The organism is Propionivibrio sp. (assembly GCF_047602565.1).
Lineage (GTDB): Bacteria > Pseudomonadota > Gammaproteobacteria > Burkholderiales > Rhodocyclaceae > Propionivibrio.
Window position 1 is genome coordinate 625,721 of record NZ_JASGGX010000001.1, and the last position, 19,048, is coordinate 644,768.

At 67.3% G+C, this 19,048-nt stretch carries 9 protein-coding genes; 8 read left to right on the forward strand and 1 reads right to left on the reverse strand.

The annotated features are described in order from the left end of the window. Window positions 1-252 precede the first annotated feature (252 nt). Both QM701_RS02895 and QM701_RS02900 read left to right on the forward strand, forming a co-directional pair. Window positions 253-10,245, forward strand: coding sequence for a hemagglutinin repeat-containing protein (locus QM701_RS02895; protein ID WP_415165592.1), 9,993 nt, complete (start codon window positions 253-255; stop codon window positions 10,243-10,245). Then, complete coding sequence (locus QM701_RS02900; protein ID WP_415165593.1) at window positions 10,242-10,664, forward strand: hypothetical protein; 423 nt, start codon at window positions 10,242-10,244, stop codon at window positions 10,662-10,664. Before QM701_RS02895 ends, QM701_RS02900 begins: the two co-directional genes overlap by 4 nt. Window positions 10,665-11,432: 768 nt before the next feature. Here QM701_RS02900 and QM701_RS02905 read toward each other — a convergent pair. Continuing rightward, a complete protein-coding gene (locus tag QM701_RS02905) occupies window positions 11,433-12,191 on the reverse strand; it encodes an FCD domain-containing protein (protein WP_415165594.1) in 759 nt (252 codons plus the stop codon). A gap of 229 nt (window positions 12,192-12,420) precedes the next feature. Here QM701_RS02905 and QM701_RS02910 point away from each other — a divergent pair, with 229 nt between their 5' ends. The 6 genes from QM701_RS02910 to QM701_RS02935 all read left to right on the forward strand — a co-directional run bounded on the left by QM701_RS02910 (window position 12,421) and on the right by QM701_RS02935 (window position 18,927). Then, complete coding sequence (locus QM701_RS02910; RefSeq protein WP_415165595.1) at window positions 12,421-12,933, forward strand: TRAP transporter small permease; 513 nt, start codon at window positions 12,421-12,423, stop codon at window positions 12,931-12,933. Between the two features lie 5 nt (window positions 12,934-12,938). Beyond that, a complete protein-coding gene (locus QM701_RS02915) occupies window positions 12,939-14,219 on the forward strand; it encodes a TRAP transporter large permease subunit (protein ID WP_415165596.1) in 1,281 nt (426 codons plus the stop codon). Window positions 14,220-14,242: 23 nt separating this feature from the next. Next, window positions 14,243-15,280, forward strand: coding sequence for a TRAP transporter substrate-binding protein (locus tag QM701_RS02920; protein WP_415165597.1), 1,038 nt, complete (start codon window positions 14,243-14,245; stop codon window positions 15,278-15,280). 153 nt (window positions 15,281-15,433) lie between these two features. Then, the gene (locus tag QM701_RS02925; protein WP_415165598.1) at window positions 15,434-16,249 is read left to right on the forward strand and encodes a sugar phosphate isomerase/epimerase family protein; all 816 of its coding nucleotides are present in this window, start codon (window positions 15,434-15,436) and stop codon (window positions 16,247-16,249) included. 68 nt (window positions 16,250-16,317) lie between these two features. Beyond that, window positions 16,318-17,145, forward strand: coding sequence for a phosphogluconate dehydrogenase C-terminal domain-containing protein (locus tag QM701_RS02930; protein ID WP_415165599.1), 828 nt, complete (start codon window positions 16,318-16,320; stop codon window positions 17,143-17,145). Between the two features lie 129 nt (window positions 17,146-17,274). Continuing rightward, a complete protein-coding gene (locus QM701_RS02935) occupies window positions 17,275-18,927 on the forward strand; it encodes a ribulokinase (protein ID WP_415165600.1) in 1,653 nt (550 codons plus the stop codon). Window positions 18,928-19,048: the final 121 nt, after the last annotated feature.

The window sequence follows — 19,048 nt, forward strand, 5'->3', positions numbered from 1 at the left end:
GCGCCTGACCGGCGATCCCGGCACGAGCGAGGCCCTCCCGCAAGGCATGCCCTCTTTCCGTTTTCGGCAAGGGCCGGGAAACATTACGTATTCCCTATAGCTGAATCGATATCCATAAAAAATACTCAATACAAGTCGCAAGAATTTGATGGCATAGTCCACAGCCATAAAAAATGACTCCAGGGCTCGTCACCGGACATCGACGCCGCAGCCCCTTTGCCATTCCTCACACCACGCCCCCAGGAGGCCACGATGAACCGAGCTCTGTACCGTCATGTATTCAACGAGAAGCGCGGGCAGGTGATGGCGGTGGCGGAGAGCGCGGTGGGGGATGGCAAGGGGACGGGGGCGGCCGGGCGGCATGGGGCGGGGACGGCACGCTGGGCGCGGCTGCGGCGGCTCGGGTTCTGCCTCCTGGTGGCCTTCGGCGGGGCGGCGGTGCTGCCGGCGGCGGCCCAGGTCGTCGCCTACAAGGCCGCCCCGGCCGCGCAGCAGGCGACGATCCTGTCGGCCGGCAACGGCGTGCCGCTCATCAACATCCAGACCCCGAGCGCGGCGGGCGTCTCGCACAACACCTATGGCCAGTTCGACGTCGGCGCCGCCGGCGCCATCCTCAACAATTCCAGGAACAACGTCGCCACCCAGCTCGGCGGCTGGGTCCAGGGCAACCCCTGGCTCGCCCGCGGCACCGCCCGCGTCATCCTCAACGAAGTCGTGTCCAGCACCCCCAGCCTGCTCGGCGGCTATATCGAAGTGGCCGGCGACCGCGCCCAGGTCGTCGTCGCCAACCCGGCCGGCGTCACCTGCGCGGGCTGCGGCTTCCTCAACGCCCACCGCGCCACGCTCACCACCGGCACCCCGCTCCTCTCCGCCGGTACCCTCGACGGCTACCGCGTCGAGGGCGGCACGCTGCGCATCGACGGCGCCGGGCTGGACGCGCGCGGCGCGGACTATACCGACCTCATCGCCCGCGCCGTCGAACTCAACGCCGGCGTGTGGGCGCAGACCGTGAAAGTCACCACCGGCGCCAACCGGGTCGATGCCGCGCACACGCAGGCCGTGCCGATTTCCGGCGCCGGCCCGGCCCCGGCCTTCGCCCTCGACGTCGCCCCGCTCGGCGGCATGTACGCCGGCAAGATCGTCCTCGTCGGCACCGAGGCCGGCGTCGGCGTGCGCAACGCCGGCACGCTCGCCGCCTCGGCGGGGGAGGTGCTGGTCACGGCGGAGGGGCAACTGATCAACCGCGGCACCGTGGTGAGCGGCGAGTCCTCCCTGACCGTCGCCACCCGGGGCCTGGACAACACCGGCACGCTGGCGAGCGACGGCAATCTGACCGTGGCGAGCCGGGGCGACATCGACAACAGCGGCCTGCTGCACGCCGGGCGGGAACTGGTCCTTGCCACCGACGGGCAGCTCGCCAACCGCCAGGGCACGCTCGACGGCCAGCGCCTCGACCTGACGGCCGGCGTCTTCCGCAACGACGGCAGCGTGCGCCAGAGCGGCACGCAGGCGCTCGCCCTCACCGCCGCGCATCTCGACAACGCTGCGGCCGGGGTGATCGGCCACCTTGCCGCTCCCTCCGAGGCTGGCGGCGGTACGCCTTCGGGCGGGGCCGGGAGCGGGTCCGGCGCCGGGACCGAAACCGGCGCCCTCGCCGGCGTCCCCACCGCCAGCACGGCGGGCGGCACGCTCGCCGTGGACACCGCCGTCCCGCTCCCGCTCGCCGACGGACGCATCGCCGTGGGCACCCTGGCCAACACCGGCACCCTCGTGGCCAGCGGCACGTTCGCCCTCACCGCCACCAAGGCCCTGGACAACGCCGGCACGCTCACCCTTGACCGACTCACCGCCACGGGCACCGCCTTCCGCAACTCGGGCACCGTCACCGCCACGGATGCCGCCCTCGCCGCCGCCACCCTCGACAATCGCGGCGGCGCCCTCTCCGTGAGCGGCCGGCTCGCCGTCGCCGCATACGACCTGCTCAACGTCCGGGGCACCTTCGACTACGCCGGCGCCGACGCCCTGACTCTCACCCTCGCCGGCCGCTTCGACAACACCGAAGGACGCTTCGCCAGCAACGGCCACGGCCTGTCCCTGAGCGCCGACACCGTCGACAACACCGGTGGCGTCCTCACCCTGGCCGGCGACGGCATGCTGACGCTGACGAGCGGACAGCTCATCAACGCCGCCGGGACGATCCAGGGCCAGGGCGCGGTCACCGTGCACGCGGGCACGGTGAACAATGCGGCGGGGGTTCTTGGCGCCCAAGGCGCCCTGGTGGTCACGGCGGCCGGACTGGACAACACCGGCGGCCGCATTACGAGCGAGCAGGGCGGCATGCTCACGGTCGCCGGCGCGCTCGACAACCGGGGCGGCACGCTCGCCAGCGGCCAGGCGCTGACCATTCAGTCCGCCACGCTCGACAACCGGACCGGCGGCCGGATCGTCGCCAACGACGCGCTCGCCGTCACCACCACGACGGGGCGGCTGGACAACGCCGGGGGCACGCTCTCCGCAGCGAAGGCGCTGACGGTCACGGCGCAGGGCGACGTGGCCAACGCCGCCGGCCAGCTCGTCGCCGGCACCGACCTCACGCTGCGCTCCGAGGGCGCGCTCGACAACACAGCCGGCACGCTCGGGGCGGTCGCCGGGCGGCTCGACCTCAGCGCGGGCGGCGTCGTGACCAACACCAGCGGGCGGCTCGAAGCGGCCACGGACCTCGTCCTGGCGAGCCAGGGCCTCGGCAATGCCGGCGGCACCGTGCTCGGCAAAACGCTCACCGTCGACACCCACGGGCAGGCGCTCGACAACACCCAGGGCGTCCTCGCCGCCGAAACCACCCTGCAGATCGACAGCGGCGCCCTCACCAACACCGGCGGGCTGCTCCAGGCCGGCGGCGCCCTGACCCTCGATACCCACGGCCAGGCGCTGACCAACCGCGACACCCTGGGCGAGAACCTCGGCATTCGGGGACAAGGCGCGGTCACGCTCACGACCGGGGCAATGGACAACGCCGCCGGCCTCGTCAGCGCCGGCGACGCGCTCGCGCTCACCGCCGCCGGTCGGTTCAACAACACCGGCGGCACGCTGGCCAGCGCCGCCGTGCTCACGCTTGCCGCCGGCGACATCGAGAACCGCGCCGGCGGGCAGATCGTCGCCGACGACGCCCTGACGCTCACCACCACGGCCGGCGGCCTGGACAACGCCGGCGGCACGCTCTCCGCCAAGCAGGCGCTGATCGTCAGTACGGCCGGGGCGCTGACCAACACCACCGGCACGCTGGTCGGCGGCACGGACCTCACGCTGAACACAAACGGCGCGCTCGACAACACGGACGGCACCCTCGGTGCGGTCGCCGGTGGGCTCACCCTCAGCGCAGGCGGCCTCCTGACCAATGCCGGCGGGCGGCTCGAAGCGGCGCACGCGGTCGTCCTGGCGAGCCGGGGCCTCGCCAACGCCGGCGGCACCGTGTTCGGCCAGACGCTCGCGCTCGACACGCGGGGCCAGGCCCTGGACAACGCGCAGGGCCAGTTGGTCGCCGACCGGACACTCCACATCGATAGCGGCGCGCTCGACAACACCGCCGGACTGATCCAGGCCGGCGACGCCCTCACCCTGGACACCCACGGCCAGGCGCTGACCAACCGCGACACCCTGGGCGACGGCCGCGGCCTTCGCGGGCAAGGGACGGTGACGCTCACGGCGGGCGCGCTGGACAACGCGGCGGGCCGGATCAGCGCCGGCGGCGCGCTCACGCTGACGGCGGCGGCGCTGGACAATTCGGGCGGACAGGCCGTCGGTAGCGGCGCCGGCACGGTCGCCGTCACCGGCGCCCTCGACAACCGGGGCGGCACGCTGGCCACCGAGGGCGCGCTCGCCGTCACCGCGGGCCGCCTGGACAACGGGAGCGGCGGCCGGATCGTCGCCAACGACGCGCTCGCCGTCACCACCACGACGGGACTGCTCGCCAACGCCGGCGGCACGCTCTCCGCCAAGCAGGCGCTGACGGTCGGCGCGGCCGGGGCGCTGGACAACAGCGCGGGCGTGATGGTCGGCGGCACCGATCTCACGCTGAACGCCGGCGGCGCGCTCGACAATCGCGGCGGCACGCTCGCCGCGGTCGGCGGCCGGCTCGACGTCACAGCGGCCGGTCGCATCGACAGCACGGCCGGCCGCCTCGAAGCTGCCACGGACCTCGTCCTGACGAGCCAGGGCCTCGGCAATGCCGGCGGTACCGTGTTCGGCCAGACACTCGACATCGACACGCACGGCAAGGCCCTGGACAACACCCACGGCCAACTGGTCGCCGACCGGACGCTCCACATCGACAGCGGCGCGCTCGACAACACCGGCGGGCTGATCCAGGCCGGCGACGCCCTCACCCTGGACACCCACGGCCAGACGCTGACCAACGCCCAGTCCGGCGAACACGGCGGCCTCTTCGGCCAGTCGTCGGTGACGCTGCGCACCGGCGACCTGGACAATACGGCCGGAGTCCTCGGCGCCAGGGGCGCCCTGGCGATCACGACGGCCGACCTCGCCAACGCCGGTGGCCGCCTCACCAGCGAGGACACGCTCCGGATCGAGGCCCGCGCGCTCGACAATTCGGGAGGGCAGCTCCAGGCCCTGCAGGATATCGGCATCCGGGCCGACGGGACGGTCACCAACACCGCCGGATTGATCCGCACCGCCCAGGCCCTCACCCTCTCGGCGGCCATGGTCGACAACACCGGCACCCTGGACACCGGCCACGGCCTCGAAGGCGGTAGCGTCGACATCACGGCCGGTACGCTCGCCAACGCCGGCGGCGCCGTGCGCGCCAACACCGCCCTCACCGTCACCAGCGCCGGCACGCTCGACAATACCGGCGGCCTCCTCTCTTCGGCCGATGCGCTGACCCTTCACGACCCTAACGCCACCGCCAAGACGCTCTCCATCACCAACACCGGCGGCACGATCATTGCCGACCGGCAGCTTGTGATCGACACGGCGCACTTCACCAGCGACGGCAAGCTGCTCAGCAAAGAGGACCTGACGCTCACGCTGACCGGCGACCTGCACGTCACGGGCGAGATCACGGCCAACCGCGGCGCCCGTGTCGAAACCGCCGGCCTCCTGACCAACGACGGCACGCTGCAGGCCGGCCAGACGCTGGCAGTCCAGGCCAACCGCCTGACCAATACGGCTTCCGGCAATATCCTCGCGAACAGCATGGACATCGCCGCCGGCGCCCTGACCAACCGCGGCCTGATCGACGGCGGCGAAACACTCATCACCGCCGGCAGGCTCGACAACCTCGGCACCGGCCGCCTCTACGGCGACCACCTCGCCATCGCCGCCGGCACGCTGAACAACCTCGCCGAAGGCGGCACGGCGCCGGTGATCGCCGCGCGCAGCCGCCTCGACCTCGGCGTGGGCACCCTTGCCAACCGCGACGGCGCATTGATCTTCTCCGCCGAGGACATGGCCATCGGCGGCGGCCTCGACGCCGGCCGCCACGCCACCGGACAGGCCGGCAGCCTGTTCAACCATGCCGCCACCATCGAAAGCCTCGGCAATCTCTCCATCGCCGCCGGCGAAATCAAGAACACCAACGCCGGCTTCGTCACCGAGACGGTGTTCGAAAGCAGCCGGCACATCGAGGAAGTCCAGCCCGAAGGCTGGGGGCAACGTTACGACGTCGCCTTTTTCCCCACGATCTTCAACTACAAGATCGAGAAACAGTCCTATGTCGTCGATGGCGTCGTCGTCGGCCGGTTCGAGGACTACACGTTCTACGACTACACCGCCACGACCACCGTCACCGAAGTCGTTTCCACATCGCCCGGAAAGATTCTCGCCGGCGGCAACTTCACGCTGGCCGGCAACCTGGAAAACATCGACAGCCAAATCATCGTCGGCGGCACGCTCAAGCAACCTGTCGGCGTGCTGACCAACACCAGCACCCAAGGCACCCGGACCACCACCTACGACGGCTGGGCCCAGTTCCGCGACTGGGATGGACGCAGCGAAAAACTCAAGTTTGGCCCGCGCTATTCCTTCAGCCCGGCGCCTGTCGTCACCACCTTCAGCCTCGGCACCGCGCGTGTCGAGGAGCACGCCGCCACGAACGCGAGCACGACGCTCGACGGCCGTGCCATCGGCCAGGTCAACGCCGACGCCACCGGTGCCGGCCAAGCCAGCGCCGCCGCCGGCCCGGCCGGCGACGCCACGCGCACCGCCTCGGCCGGCACGGCCAGCACCTCGGTGGGCGCAGGCCAGAACATTGCTGCCACGGCGCAGACAGCGTCCGCGAACACCACGGCCACGAGCGGCGCCGGCACCGCCCGCATCACCCAGGTGACCGTCGCCGGCAGCGCCAGCGGCCCGTCCGCCGTGATCGCCACGGCCGAGCTGCCCTTGACGCTCCCCGCCAACCGGCTCTATCACACCAACCCGAACAGCACAGGCGGCTACCTCGTCGAGACCGACCCGCAATTCGCCAACTACCGCTCCTGGCTCTCCTCCGACTCTCTGCTCAAGGCCCTGGGCCTCGACCCGGCCATGACGCAGAAGCGCCTCGGCGACGGCTTCTACGAACAGCGCCTGATCACCGAACAGATCGCCCAGCTCACCGGCCACCGCTTCCTCACCGGCTATGCCAGCGACGAGGAACAATACCGCGCGCTGATGGCCGCCGGGCTGACCGTCGCCCGGGACTGGCAGTTGATCCCCGGCGTGGCGCTGACCGCGGCGCAGATGGCCCAGCTCACCACCGACATCGTCTGGCTGGTCGAGAAGACCATCACCCTTGCCGACGGCAGCACGCAGCGCGTACTCGTGCCGCAGGTCTACGCCCGGACCCGGCCCGGCGACGTAACGCCCTCCGGCAGCCTGATCGCGGCCAGCAGCATGGAGCTGACGCTCACCGGCGACCTGACCAACAGCGGCACGATCGCCGGCCGCGAACTCGTCTCGCTTTCCGCCGAGAACATCCGCAACACGGGCGCCATCGCCGGCCGCGACGTGGCGGTCCGGGCAAACACCGATCTCACCGTGGCCGGCGGCAGCATCAGCGCCGAACGTACCCTCATCGCCACGGCCGGCCGCGACCTGACCGTCGCAAGCACCACGCGCGACACCGAGAACGTCGAAGGCGCCGCCCGCTTCACGCGCACCCACATCGACCGCCTGGCCGGACTGTACGTGACCGGCGCGAACGGCACGCTGGTCGCCAGCGCCGGTCACGACCTCACGCTGCTGGCGGCCGCCGTGGTCAATGGGGCGTCCTTCTCCGGCACCGGCGCGGGCGCCGGGCAGACCGTTCTGGCGGCGGGACATGACCTCACGCTGGGCACGGTGCGCATCGCCGAATCGAACCATACCGGCCTCAATGCCGCCAACGTCAATCGCAGCGGCGGCACGGCCGAAGTCGGCACGTCGGTCGTCGGCACCGGCGACGTGACCCTCGCCGCCGCCGGAGACCTCCGGGCGCGCGCCGCCAGCGTGACCAGCACGGCCGGCGCGCTCTCCGTCACGGCGGGCAACGACCTCGTCATCGAGGCCGGCGAGGCCTCCAGCTATTCCGAAATCACGCAGAAGACCAAACGCAGCGGCACCTTCTCCAGCACGACCAAGATCCAGCGCGACGCCTTCGAGGAAACCACCGCGATTTCCAGCACCTTCTCCGGCGACACCGTGGCGCTCGCCGCCGGCAACGACCTCACCGTCAAGGGCAGCAGCATCGTGGCGCAAGGCGACCTCACCGCCGTCGCGGGGCACGACCTGACGATCACCGCGGCGACCGAGCGGCGTGCGGAGACGCACTACCATAAGGAAACGGAAAGCGGCCTCTTCGGTTCCGGCGGCATCGGCGTCACCATCGGCAGCCGCATGCTCTCCACCGACCAGCGGAGCACCGCCACCACTGCCGTCGGCAGCACCCTCGGCAGCGTCGAGGGTAACGTCACCCTGGTCGCCGGCAACGCCTACACCCAAATCGGCAGCGAGGTCCTGGCGCCGGGCGGCGACATCGGCGTGCTGGCCAAGTCGATCGCCATCGAGGAAGCGCGCGAAACCTCGCACAGCTCCTACGAAATGAAAGCCAAGCAGTCGGGCCTCACGGTCGCCATCACCAGCCCGGTGATCAGCGCCGTCCAGACCATCGGCCAGATGGCCCAGGCCGCCAGCGACACCTCCGATGGCCGCATGCACGCCCTCGCCGCCGCCAGCGCCGGGCTGGCCGGCTATCAGGGCTACAAGGCCATCGAGACCGGACAGGGCAAGACGGTCACCCTGGACGACGGCACAGTCAAGACCAACCAGATGGACGTCTTCAACGACAAGGGCGAAGTCATCGGCACCCGCGACGCCACGGCCGGCGAACGGGCCGGCGGCATCAATCTCAGCCTCAGCCTCGGCACCAGCAAGAGCCACAGCATGAGCACCGCGACGAGCGACACGGCCGCCGGCAGCACGCTCGCCGCCGGCGGCAACGTCACACTGATCGCCACCGGCGGCGGCGCCGAATCGGATATCCGCATCCAGGGCGCCAAGGTCCTCGCCGGGCAGGACGTCACGCTGCTCGCCGACGATGCCATCGAACTCCTCGCCGCCCGCAACACCGCCAGCCAGACGAGCAAGAACAGTTCAAGCAGCGCCAGCGTCGGCGTCTCCATCGGCACCAACGGCCTCCTCTTCAACATCGGCGCCAGCCAGGGCAAAGGCAAGGCCAACGGCAGCGATCTGGCCTGGACCAACACCCACGTCCAGGCCGGCGAGACGCTCACCCTCGTCTCCGGCGGCGACACCACCCTCAAGGGCGCCGTGGCCGGCGGCAAACAGGTGATCGCCGAAGTCGGCGGCAACCTGCTCCTGGAAAGCCTGCAGGACCTGAGCACCTACGACAGCAAGCAAGGCAGCTTCGGCTTCTCTCTGTCCATCCCGATCGGCCCCGGCACGATCAGCGGGTCGGTCTCGGGCGGCAGCAGCAAGGTGAAGAGCGACTACGCCAGCGTCACCGAGCAGACCGGACTCCTGGCCGGCGACGGCGGGTTCAACGTCAAGGTCGCCGGCGACACGACGCTCAAGGGCGCGGTGATCGCCAGCACGCAGACCGCCCTTGACGAAGCCAGAAATGCCTTCGCCACCGGCGGCGCGCTGACCCTCGAAGACATCCAGAATCGGGCCGAGTACGAGGCGAGCGGTTACGGCGTCAACGTTGGCGCCGGCAAGAGTTTCGATGGCAAATACGTGGCGACCGGTTCGGGCGCCGGCATCGGCTCCACCAGCGACAGCGCCAGCAGCACCACCTCGGCCGGCATCTCCGGGATCGCCGGCAACACGGAAACCCGCACCGGCGATCCCCAGACCGGCATCGCCAAGATCTTCGATGCCGAGAAAGTCCAGAAGGAGATCGACGCCCAGGTCAAGATCACCCAGACCTTCGGCCAGCAGGCCAGCCAGGTCGTGGAAGATTATGCCCGGCAACAACGGACGGAGTTGCAGGCGCAGCTTAAGGAAGCGGCAAGCGACGAAGAGAAAGCGGCGATCCGGGCCAAGATCAGCGAGATCAATAACGAGGAGCGGATAATGAACGTCCTGATCGGCGCCGTGACCGGCATGGGCAATTCTGCACTGCTCAAGGAAAGCCTTTCGGCAGCAGCGGAGGAAATGCGCGATTACACGATCAAGGATTCACAGAAGTTCAAGGGCATCACCGACGGAACGACGGTATTGACCAATACGTCTGGCGAAAGTGAAGGTATCCGCCAGGATGGAACCAAGACCGGCGGCACGCGCGCTGATCTCGACAATATCTGTGGGAAGACGAATGAGCGGTGCAAAACGAATACGGACGGCAGCTTGGCATACGATGGCCAAGGCCGTGTCCAGTTTGACGTAGAAAAATCAGGCATGAGCCTAGCCGAATACCTCGAATCCACCAAAGGCCAGGAGGCGGCAGGCGCCACAGGCGGTATTCAAGGCTGGAAGGGAACGCTGTTCGGCCGTCCCTATGCGGCGGGAAGTTGGCAGGACAAACTGATTGATTCTTTCGGCGGGTCACACGACGTAATCGGTGGAACCCTCACTGGACTCTATGATGAACAGGGGAATACCAAGCGAGGCATGTCTAATATTGAGAAATTTGTGCATGACCGTATTTCAGAATTAGCAATCGTTCCCGCGGCACCATTCGCCATGTCAGAACTGTTGCCCCCAGAAGTCTGGAAAGGTATTTCCATTTTTCTAAGAGCAGCGAAATGAGAAAAACACTTATTCTGCTACTAGCTGTATCGTTATCGGGATGCTTCTGGTGGCATGCGCCATATTGTTATCTCGACTGCTCGCCCACACCCATCAAACCCTATCTCCGGCACTTGGAAAAACCCGGAGTCACGGATGAACAACGGCGGGAGGACTGCCGGGCATGCGGTGGGCTGTGCGGCTCTCATCTTCATCCCAAATCCATCCCTGAAGTGTGCTGGTCAAATCCAAGCAACCCGTCCAAATGTACGGATTATCTGGATCATTTTCCCTATTTCTCCGGAGAAAAATTAAAAGCTGCCGGATTACTTCCAGAAGGCCGTGACCCAAAACTTTATTACGACGAATCGCGTTTGATAGAGCCTTGGAAACAATGCATGTTCGGCAAAGGTTACACGTGGAATCCGAGTAGCGAATAAAAGGAAAGCGCCAAAGAGTAATTTGATTCTCGGCCAACCTTCACGCCAAAGAGGTCGTAGCGATATCTAGATTTTCCAATTCACTACGCCCCCTTTGATTCGCTTTTTTCTGAGAACGGCGAGATGAGAAAAACATTTATTCTGCTACTGGCCGTATCATTATCGGGATGCTTCTGGTGGCATGCGCCATATTGTTATCTCGACTGCTCGCCCACACCCATCAAACCGTATATTGATTACTGGGAAAAACCGGGAATGACTGAAGAAGGACGGCTTTCAGATTGGCTCACTTGCGGGGGTGACAAGGATGGAACATTCTCTTGGGATACAAGGAAAAGACTGGAAAATGAGACCAACGAACAATCGAGAATAAGACAAAGTCGATCCCATGAGCGTTGTTTAATTTCGCACGGCTATCGTTATACGGGAAATTGTTCCAGTTCAGCGATGAGGACTGAGCCGCTCTGTGAGCACCATGAGGAGCAGAAAGACAAAAAGGGGTAGTGGCGCTCCAGTGCTAAAGGCGGCGTAGTGATTTGGCTTTCAGCCAACCTTGGTTCGTGGCGAATCTAGATTTTCCAATTCACTATGAAGTATCTCGGTTTCCACGGAGAGGGCAATTAGGCACCGTGTTGCCATTCTTGCTTGGCTCGTTCTGGCGTCCGACAGCCGAGAAACGATGGAGATCGAAATCGGGGCAAGCGCGGCATACCGGACGGGACGGCCCCATTCACCGGGTATCGTCGAAGCGGGGCCGCGGGGGCTGTCCTACTTGAGCGACTCCGAACGCGCTTCGCCCGCGGGGACCTCGTCGCTCGCCGCCGGCGGGTGAAGACGGCCGTACGCCATGTGCGTGCGGGACAGGTGTTCGAACATGGCTTTCGCCGCCGCGTCCGGATCTCGGGCGACGATGGTTTCGACGATGCGGGCGTGTTCCCGATGGCTGAGCATCACCGAGCCTTCGATGTGCACCGCCTCGGTCTGGAAACGCGCCAGCCAGTTGAGCAGGTCGCGCGCCGTGGCGACGAGCAGCGGATTGTCGGAAAGGCCGACGATGGTCGTGTGCAAGGCCATGTCGGTCTGCAGAAAGACGCGCGGATCGGCGATCGCCTTGCGATTGGCTTCGAGCGCGTTCCTCAACCGTTCGGCATCCTGCGCGGAACAGGTCTGCGCGGCGTTGCGCGCCATCTCGACTTCGAGGAAAACGCGCATCTGCCGCACGTTCCGCACGTCGCGCTCGGTCGGAGCGCCGGGCAGGCGGATCGCCTCCGCTTCCGCCCATATATCCGCCTGCTCCGGCAGGACCCGCGCGGTACGCCCGTGCGACCGCTCGACCAGGCCTTGCGCCTGCAGGGCGACCAGGGCCTCGCGCACGGCGACCCGGCTGGCGCCGAAAACCGTCGCCAGCGTCCTCTCGGAAGGCAGCGGCTCGCCCTGCCGGTATTGTCCGTTGGCGATCGCTTCCCGCAACTGATCCAGGATCTGGTCGGCCAGCTTGTGGCGCACGAGCGGTTTGAAGGTAGTCATGGGCGTTTTCTGCAAAACTGGTATTACCACAAGTATAGTTAAATTCGGCCACCGCATTCAAGCCACGGCCCGCCAGCACATTGTAATTCGAATACCGCCGCGATGCTTTCGGTGCCTCGGAAGGCGGAGCTATCGGATACCTTCAGGTGATCATCCGCCAGCACGGAGGTTGACTCCGGCCGAAATTACGGTTTATGGTATTACCAGTTTAAAAAAAACCGGAGGGTCAATGATCATCAGAAAAATGGTCGATGGGCTGATGCGCGCCATCGAAATCACCATCATGGCCGCGTTGGTCGTCATGGTCGTGCTGGTCTTTATCAACGTCGTCATGCGCTACGGTTTCGGCAAGGGCCTGGCCGTTTCGGACGAGTTGTCGCGCTACTGCTTCGTGTGGCTGGTGTTCCTGGGGGCCATCGTCGCCATGCGCCAGCATGCGCATCTCGGCATGGACACCGTGGTGCGCATGCTGCCGCCCGCGGGAAAGAAGATCTGCTTCGCCGTCAGCCACTGCCTGATGCTCTACGGGTGCGTGGTCTTCTTCCAGGGCAGCTGGACGCATACCGTGCTCGGCCACGCCAACAAATCGGCGATCACCGGGATTCCCATGTCGTGGGTCACGGCGGCCGGGGTGCTGTCGAGCGCCGCGATCGGCGTCATCCTCGTCGCGGACCTGGTGCGCCTGGCTCTGGGGCGCCTGTCCGACGCGGAACTGATGACCGTCTCCGAAGAACAAGGATAAACCCCATGAGCCTGGCCATCTTCACGATTTCCCTCTGCCTGTTCATGGTGCTGGGCATGCCGGTCGCCTTCGCGCTGCTGATCACCGGCATCCTGATGCTCCGGCAGCTCGGCGTCTTCGACGCGGCGGCGGTCGCGCAGTACATGATCGAGGGTGCCAACAGTTATCAGCTGCTCGCCGTGCCGTTCTTCATGCTGGCCGGCGAGCTGATGAACTCGGGCGGCATCTCCCGCCGCATCGTCGCCCTGGCCGTCTCGCTGATCGCGCATGTGCGCGGCGGCCTCGGCTACGTGGTCATCGCCGTCGCCGTCGTGCTGTCGAGCCTGTCGGGCTCGGCCGTCGCCGACGCGGCGGCCCTGGCCGGCGTGCTGCTGCCGATGATGCGGGACAACGGGTACGACGAGAAACAGTCCGCCGGACTGATCTGCGCGGGGGCCATCATCACGCCGGTCATCCCGCCGTCGATCTCCTTCATCATCTTCGGCGTCGCCACCAACGTCTCGATCACCAAGCTTTTCCTGGCCGGCATCGCGCCCGGCCTGCTGATCGGCGTGTCGCTGGTGTTCACCTGGTGGTGGGTGATGCGCAAGGCGACCGTCCGGGTGTCGCCGCGCCAGCCGCTGTCGGTCAGTTGGAAGCATTTCACCGAGGCGGCCTGGGGACTGGTCCTGCCGGTCATCATCGTCGTCGGCCTGCGCGGGGGGATCTTCACCGCGACCGAAGCCGCCGTGGTCGCCGCCGTCTACGCCTTCGTCGTCGGCGTGTTCATCTACCGCGAGCTGAAGCCGGCGCATCTGCTGCACGTCTTCGTGGCTTCGGCGAAGACGACGGCGGTGATCATGTTCCTGATCGCGGCGTCGTTCGTCTCGTCCTACGCGATCACCCTCGCCGACCTGCCGGGAGAAGTCTCGGCCGTCATCGAGCCGATCCTCGACAGCCCGATCCTGCTGATGACGGCCGTGATGGTTCTGCTGACCGTCGTCGGCGCCGGACTGGACATCACCCCGACCATCCTGATCCTGGCGCCCGTGCTGGTGCCGATCGCCGTCAAGGCGGGCATCGATCCGGTCTATTTCGGCGTGATGTTCGTGATCAACGGCTCGATCGGACTGATCACGCCCCCCGTCGGCACCGTCCTCAACGCGGTCGCCGGCGTCGGCCGGATGAAGCTCGACGACGTCGTCCGCGGTTCCTGGCTCTACATGGTCGTCCTCAGCGCCGTCATGATGCTGTTCGTCGTTTTCCCCGGGCTCATCACCGGGCCCGCCCGCTGGTTGTTCCGCTAACCCCGATCGACAAGGAGACTCACATGAAGCTTTCCATTCGTACCTTCACCCGCCATACCGGCTGCCTGGCCGCCGCGTGCGTGCTGGGCCTGCTCGGCGCCCAGGGTGCGCTGGCCCAGGACGTTCAGTCGCGGATCATCCGGTTCGGCTTCGGCAACCCGGACAGCAGCCCGTCCGGCCAGGGCGTCAAGCACTTCGCGGAGCTGGTCGAGAAGAAAAGCGGCGGCAAGATGAAGGTGCGCCTGTTCGGCGGCGCGGTGCTCGGCGCCGACATGGCGATGCAGACGGCGCTCACCGCGGGCACGCAGGAAATGATGGTCGGCTCGACCGCGACCCTGGTCGGCATGGTCAAGGAATTCGGCATTCTCGATCTGCCCTTCGTTTTCCAGACGCCGGAAGAAGCCTATGCCGTCGTCGACGGCCCGATCGGCCAGAAGCTGACGGCGAAGCTGCCCGACGTCGGCCTGATCGGCATCGCCTTCTGGGACAACGGTTTCCGCAACCTGACCAACAGCAAGCGCGCCGTGGCGAAGCTGGAGGACATGAACGGGATCAAGCTGCGCGTGATGCAGAACCCGGTTTATCTGGAGTTCTTCAAGGAGCTGGGCGCCAACCCCGTGCCGATGCCCTGGAGCGAGGTGTTCACCGCGCTCGAAACGCGCGCGGTCGACGGCCATGAAAACCCGGCGTCGACGATCGACACGGCCAAGATCTACGAGGTGCAGAAATACCTCAGCCTGACCCGGCACGCCTATGCGGCGCATCTGGTGATGGCCAGCAAGAAGTGGTGGGATACCCTGAGCAAGGACGAGCAGCGGATCATCACCGAGGCGGTCGTCGAAACGCGCCCCTTCCAGCGCAAGCTGAACAACGAGGCGGACAGCAAGTCGATCGCCGCGCTCAAGGACAAGGGCATGACCGTGACGACGATCCCGCCGGCCGAACTGCAGCGCATGAGCGACAAGGTGCGGCCGGTCGTCGACAAGTTCGCCGCCGACTTCGACGCCAGCCTCGCCAAGGAGATGTTCAACCAGGTCGCGGCCATGCGCCAGAAGAAGTAGGCCGGGGCACGCGGCGGGCAGGCCGCGGGCGGGCATCCCTTCCGTCACCGCGCGCCCTTGCCCTCCCCCGCTTCCACGCAGACCCACCGGCACTGCCGGCGCCGCACGGCGCCGGCGGCGGCCCCGGCCGTCTCCGCAACCAAGGAAAGCATCATGCAACTGGGATTGTCCTCCTACTCATTCACCTGGGCCGTCGGCGTTCCCGGGCAACCGCCGGACGCGCCGATGACGCCGGCCGACCTGCTGCGGCAGGCGCACCGGTACGAGCTGCCGGTCGTGCAGATCGCCGACAATTGCCCCCTGCACCTCCTGGATTCGGCGGCCCTGGACGATTTGCGCCGCCTCGCGGACGAGCTCGGCGTGCGCATCGAGGTGGGCATGCGCGGGCTGATCCCCGCCGACGTCCGGGTTTACCTGGACATCGCGCGGCGGCTCGGCTCGGACATCCTCCGGCTGGTCGTCGATGCCGCCGGCTACGAGCCGGAACTGGACGAGGCGATCCACACGATCCGGGCGCTCGTGCCCGAGTTGCGGCGGGCCGGGGTCCGCCTGGCGATCGAGAACCACGACCGCTTCCTGAGCCATGAATTCGCGCGGATGGTCGCCGAAACCGATCCCGAATGGGTCGGCATCTGCCTGGATTCCGTGAACAGCATGGGCGCCGGCGAAGGCGTCCGGGAGGTCGTGCGGACCCTGGCGCCTTACACGATCAACCTGCACCTCAAGGAATTCACGGTGCGCCGCGTTGACCACAAGATGGGGTTCGTCGTGGAGGGCCTTCCCGCCGGCCGGGGGCTGCTGGACATTCCCGGACTGGTGGCGGCGGTCGCGCCGGGCGGGCGCTGCAGGAGCGCCATCGTCGAACTGTGGACGCCGCCGGAAAAGACCCTGGACGCGACGATCCGCAAGGAGGCGGAATGGGTCGCCGCGAGCGTGGCCTTTCTCAAGGAAAGCCGGCTGTTCGCATGAACGTTTTCCCGTCGGTCCGCGCCGTCGTCGCGCGGGCCAAAGATCAATCCTCACTCTGGACATGAATCATGCAAAAAATCACTCTGGTGGGCGCCGGCGGCAAGATGGGCATGCGTCTCGCACATAACCTGCGCAAGTTGACGTACCTCACGCGCTATCTCGAAATCAGCCCGGCGGGACTGGCCCGGCTGGCCGAGGCCGGACTGGCGGCGGCGCAGCCGGACGACTGCATCCGCGATGCGGACGCGGTGATCTTCGCCGTGCCGGACGTCGCCCTCGCCAAGGTGACGGGCGACTACGTCCCGCAGATGAAAAGCGGCGCGATGGCCGTGATGCTCGATCCGGCCGCGCCCCTCGCCGGGAAGATATGCCGGCGCGCGGACCTGAGCTACTTCATCGCGCACCCGGCGCATCCGTCGATCTTCTATTGGGGGCCGACCCCGCAGGAACAGCACGATCATTTCGGCGGCGTCGCCGCCAAGCAGGCGATCGTCTGCGCCCTGATGCAGGGGGACGACAGCCAGTACCCGCTCGGCGAACAACTGGCCTCGGTCTTCTACGGCCCGGTCGCCAAGGCGCACCGGATCACCGTCGAGCAGATGGGGCTGCTCGAACCCGCGCTCGTCGAAACCCTGTCCTCGACCTGCATCTACGTCATCCGCCAGGGACTCGACGAAATCATCAAGCGCGGCGTTCCGGCGGACGCCGCGCGCGACTTCCTGCTGGGCCACCTGCGCATCCAGCTGGCGGTCCTGTTCGACGAGATTCCCGGCGCGGTGTTCTCCGACGCGGCCAACAAGGCGCTGGAGCGCGGCCTGCGCGAATTCATCAAGGACGACTGGCGGAAAATCTTCGAACCCGACAACGTCCGGGAGCAGATCGAGGCCATCACCTGAAGAACGCCGATCCATTCGCCACACCGGCGCAAGCCGGTATCCGGGTCGTCGATTTCCTGGATTCCGGCTTGCGCCGGAATGACGGCTTCTGGCTCGATTCACCGCAGCGACCATGACCACTGAAAAATCATGAAAAACTATACGATCGGGATTGACTTCGGCACCCTGAGCGGCCGCGCCCTGCTCGTGGACGCCAGCGACGGCCGGGAGGTCGCCACCGCCGTCCACGATTACGCCGACGGGGTCATCGACCGCCATCTGCCGGGAGGCCGCACGCTCCTGCCGCCGAACTGGGCGTTGCAGAACCCCGCCGATTACCTGGAGGTGCTGCGCGTCACCATCCCGGAACTGCTGCGCGCCAGCGGCGTCGATCCCTCACTGATCAAGGGCGTGGGGATCGACTTCACGGCGTGCACCTTCATGCCGGCGCGGCGCGACGGAACGCCGCTGTGCATGCTGCCGCGCTGGGCGGACCAGCCGCATGCCTGGCCCAAGCTCTGGAAGCACCACGCCAGCCAGCCGCAGGCCGATCAGGTCAACGCCGTCGCCCGGGAGCGGGGCGAACCCTGGCTGCCGCTGTACGGCGGCAAGATTTCGAGCGAATGGTCGGTCCCCAAGATGCTGCAGGTGCTGCAGGAGGCGCCCGAGGTCTACGCCGCGGCGGAGCGTTTCATGGAAGCCGGCGACTGGGTCGTCTGGCAGCTCACCGGCCGCGAGGTGCGCAGTGCCTGCTTCGCCGGCTACAAATGCATCCTCACCGATGCCGGCTTTCCGGGCGCCGACTATTTCGCGGCGCTCGACCCGCGTTTCGCGGACGTCGTGGACACGCGCCTGACGCGCGATTTCCGGCAGTTGGGCGAGCTCGCCGGCCCCTTGAGCGAACGCGCCGCCGCGCTGACCGGCCTGCTCCCCGGCACGGCCGTGGCCGTGGCCAACGTTGACGCCCACGTCACGGTTCCGGCGGTCAAGGTGACCGGCTCCCGGCGGATGGTGGCGATCATGGGGACGTCAACCTGCCACATGCTCATCGGCGACCGCCTGGAAGCCGTGGAAGGCATGTGCGGCGTGGTCCATGGCGGCATCGTGCCCGGCGTTTACGGCTACGAAGCCGGCCAGAGCTGCGTCGGCGACGGGTTGGGCTGGTTCGTCGAGCATGCGGTGCCGGAGTCCTACCACCGGGCGGCCCGCGCCGCCGGCCTGGGCATCCACGAGCATCTCGAACGGGAATCGGCCAAGCAGCGGCCGGGCGAGCACGGATTGGTCGCGCTCGACTGGCTCAATGGCAACCGCTCGACGCTGGTCGACACGGACCTGAGCGGCATGCTCCTGGGCGTGACGCTCGCCACCCGCGCGCCCGACATCTACCGGGCGCTGATCGAGGCCACCGCGTTCGGCACGCGCACGATCATCGAGGCCTTCGAGCGCAAGGGCGTGCCGGTCGACGAGTACGTCGCCGCCGGCGGGCTGCCGCAGAAGAACGCCCTGCTCCGGCAGATCTACGCGGACGTTCTCGGCAAGCCCGTGCGCCTCGCCGGCTCCGCGCAGGCGCCGGCGCTCGGCTCGGCGATCTACGCCGCCGTCGCCGCCGGGCTGTATCCGGACATCCATGCCGCCGCCGAACGCATGGGGCACATCAGGCCGGAGGCCATCCTGCCCATTCCGGCCAACCAGGCCATCTACGACCGGCTGTACGACGACTACCGCCGGCTCTACGACTATTTCGGCCGGGGCGAGAACGACGCGATGAAGCGGCTGAAGGCGATGCGCAGCCACGCCGCCTGAGCATCGGCAAAAAACGGAAGCGGCTGCGGGCGGCGCGGCGGCGCCGGAAACGGAACGCGGCCACGCCCGGCGGAGTTCGGTAACATGCCTTCGCATCGAACGAAGGGAGACTCCGACAACA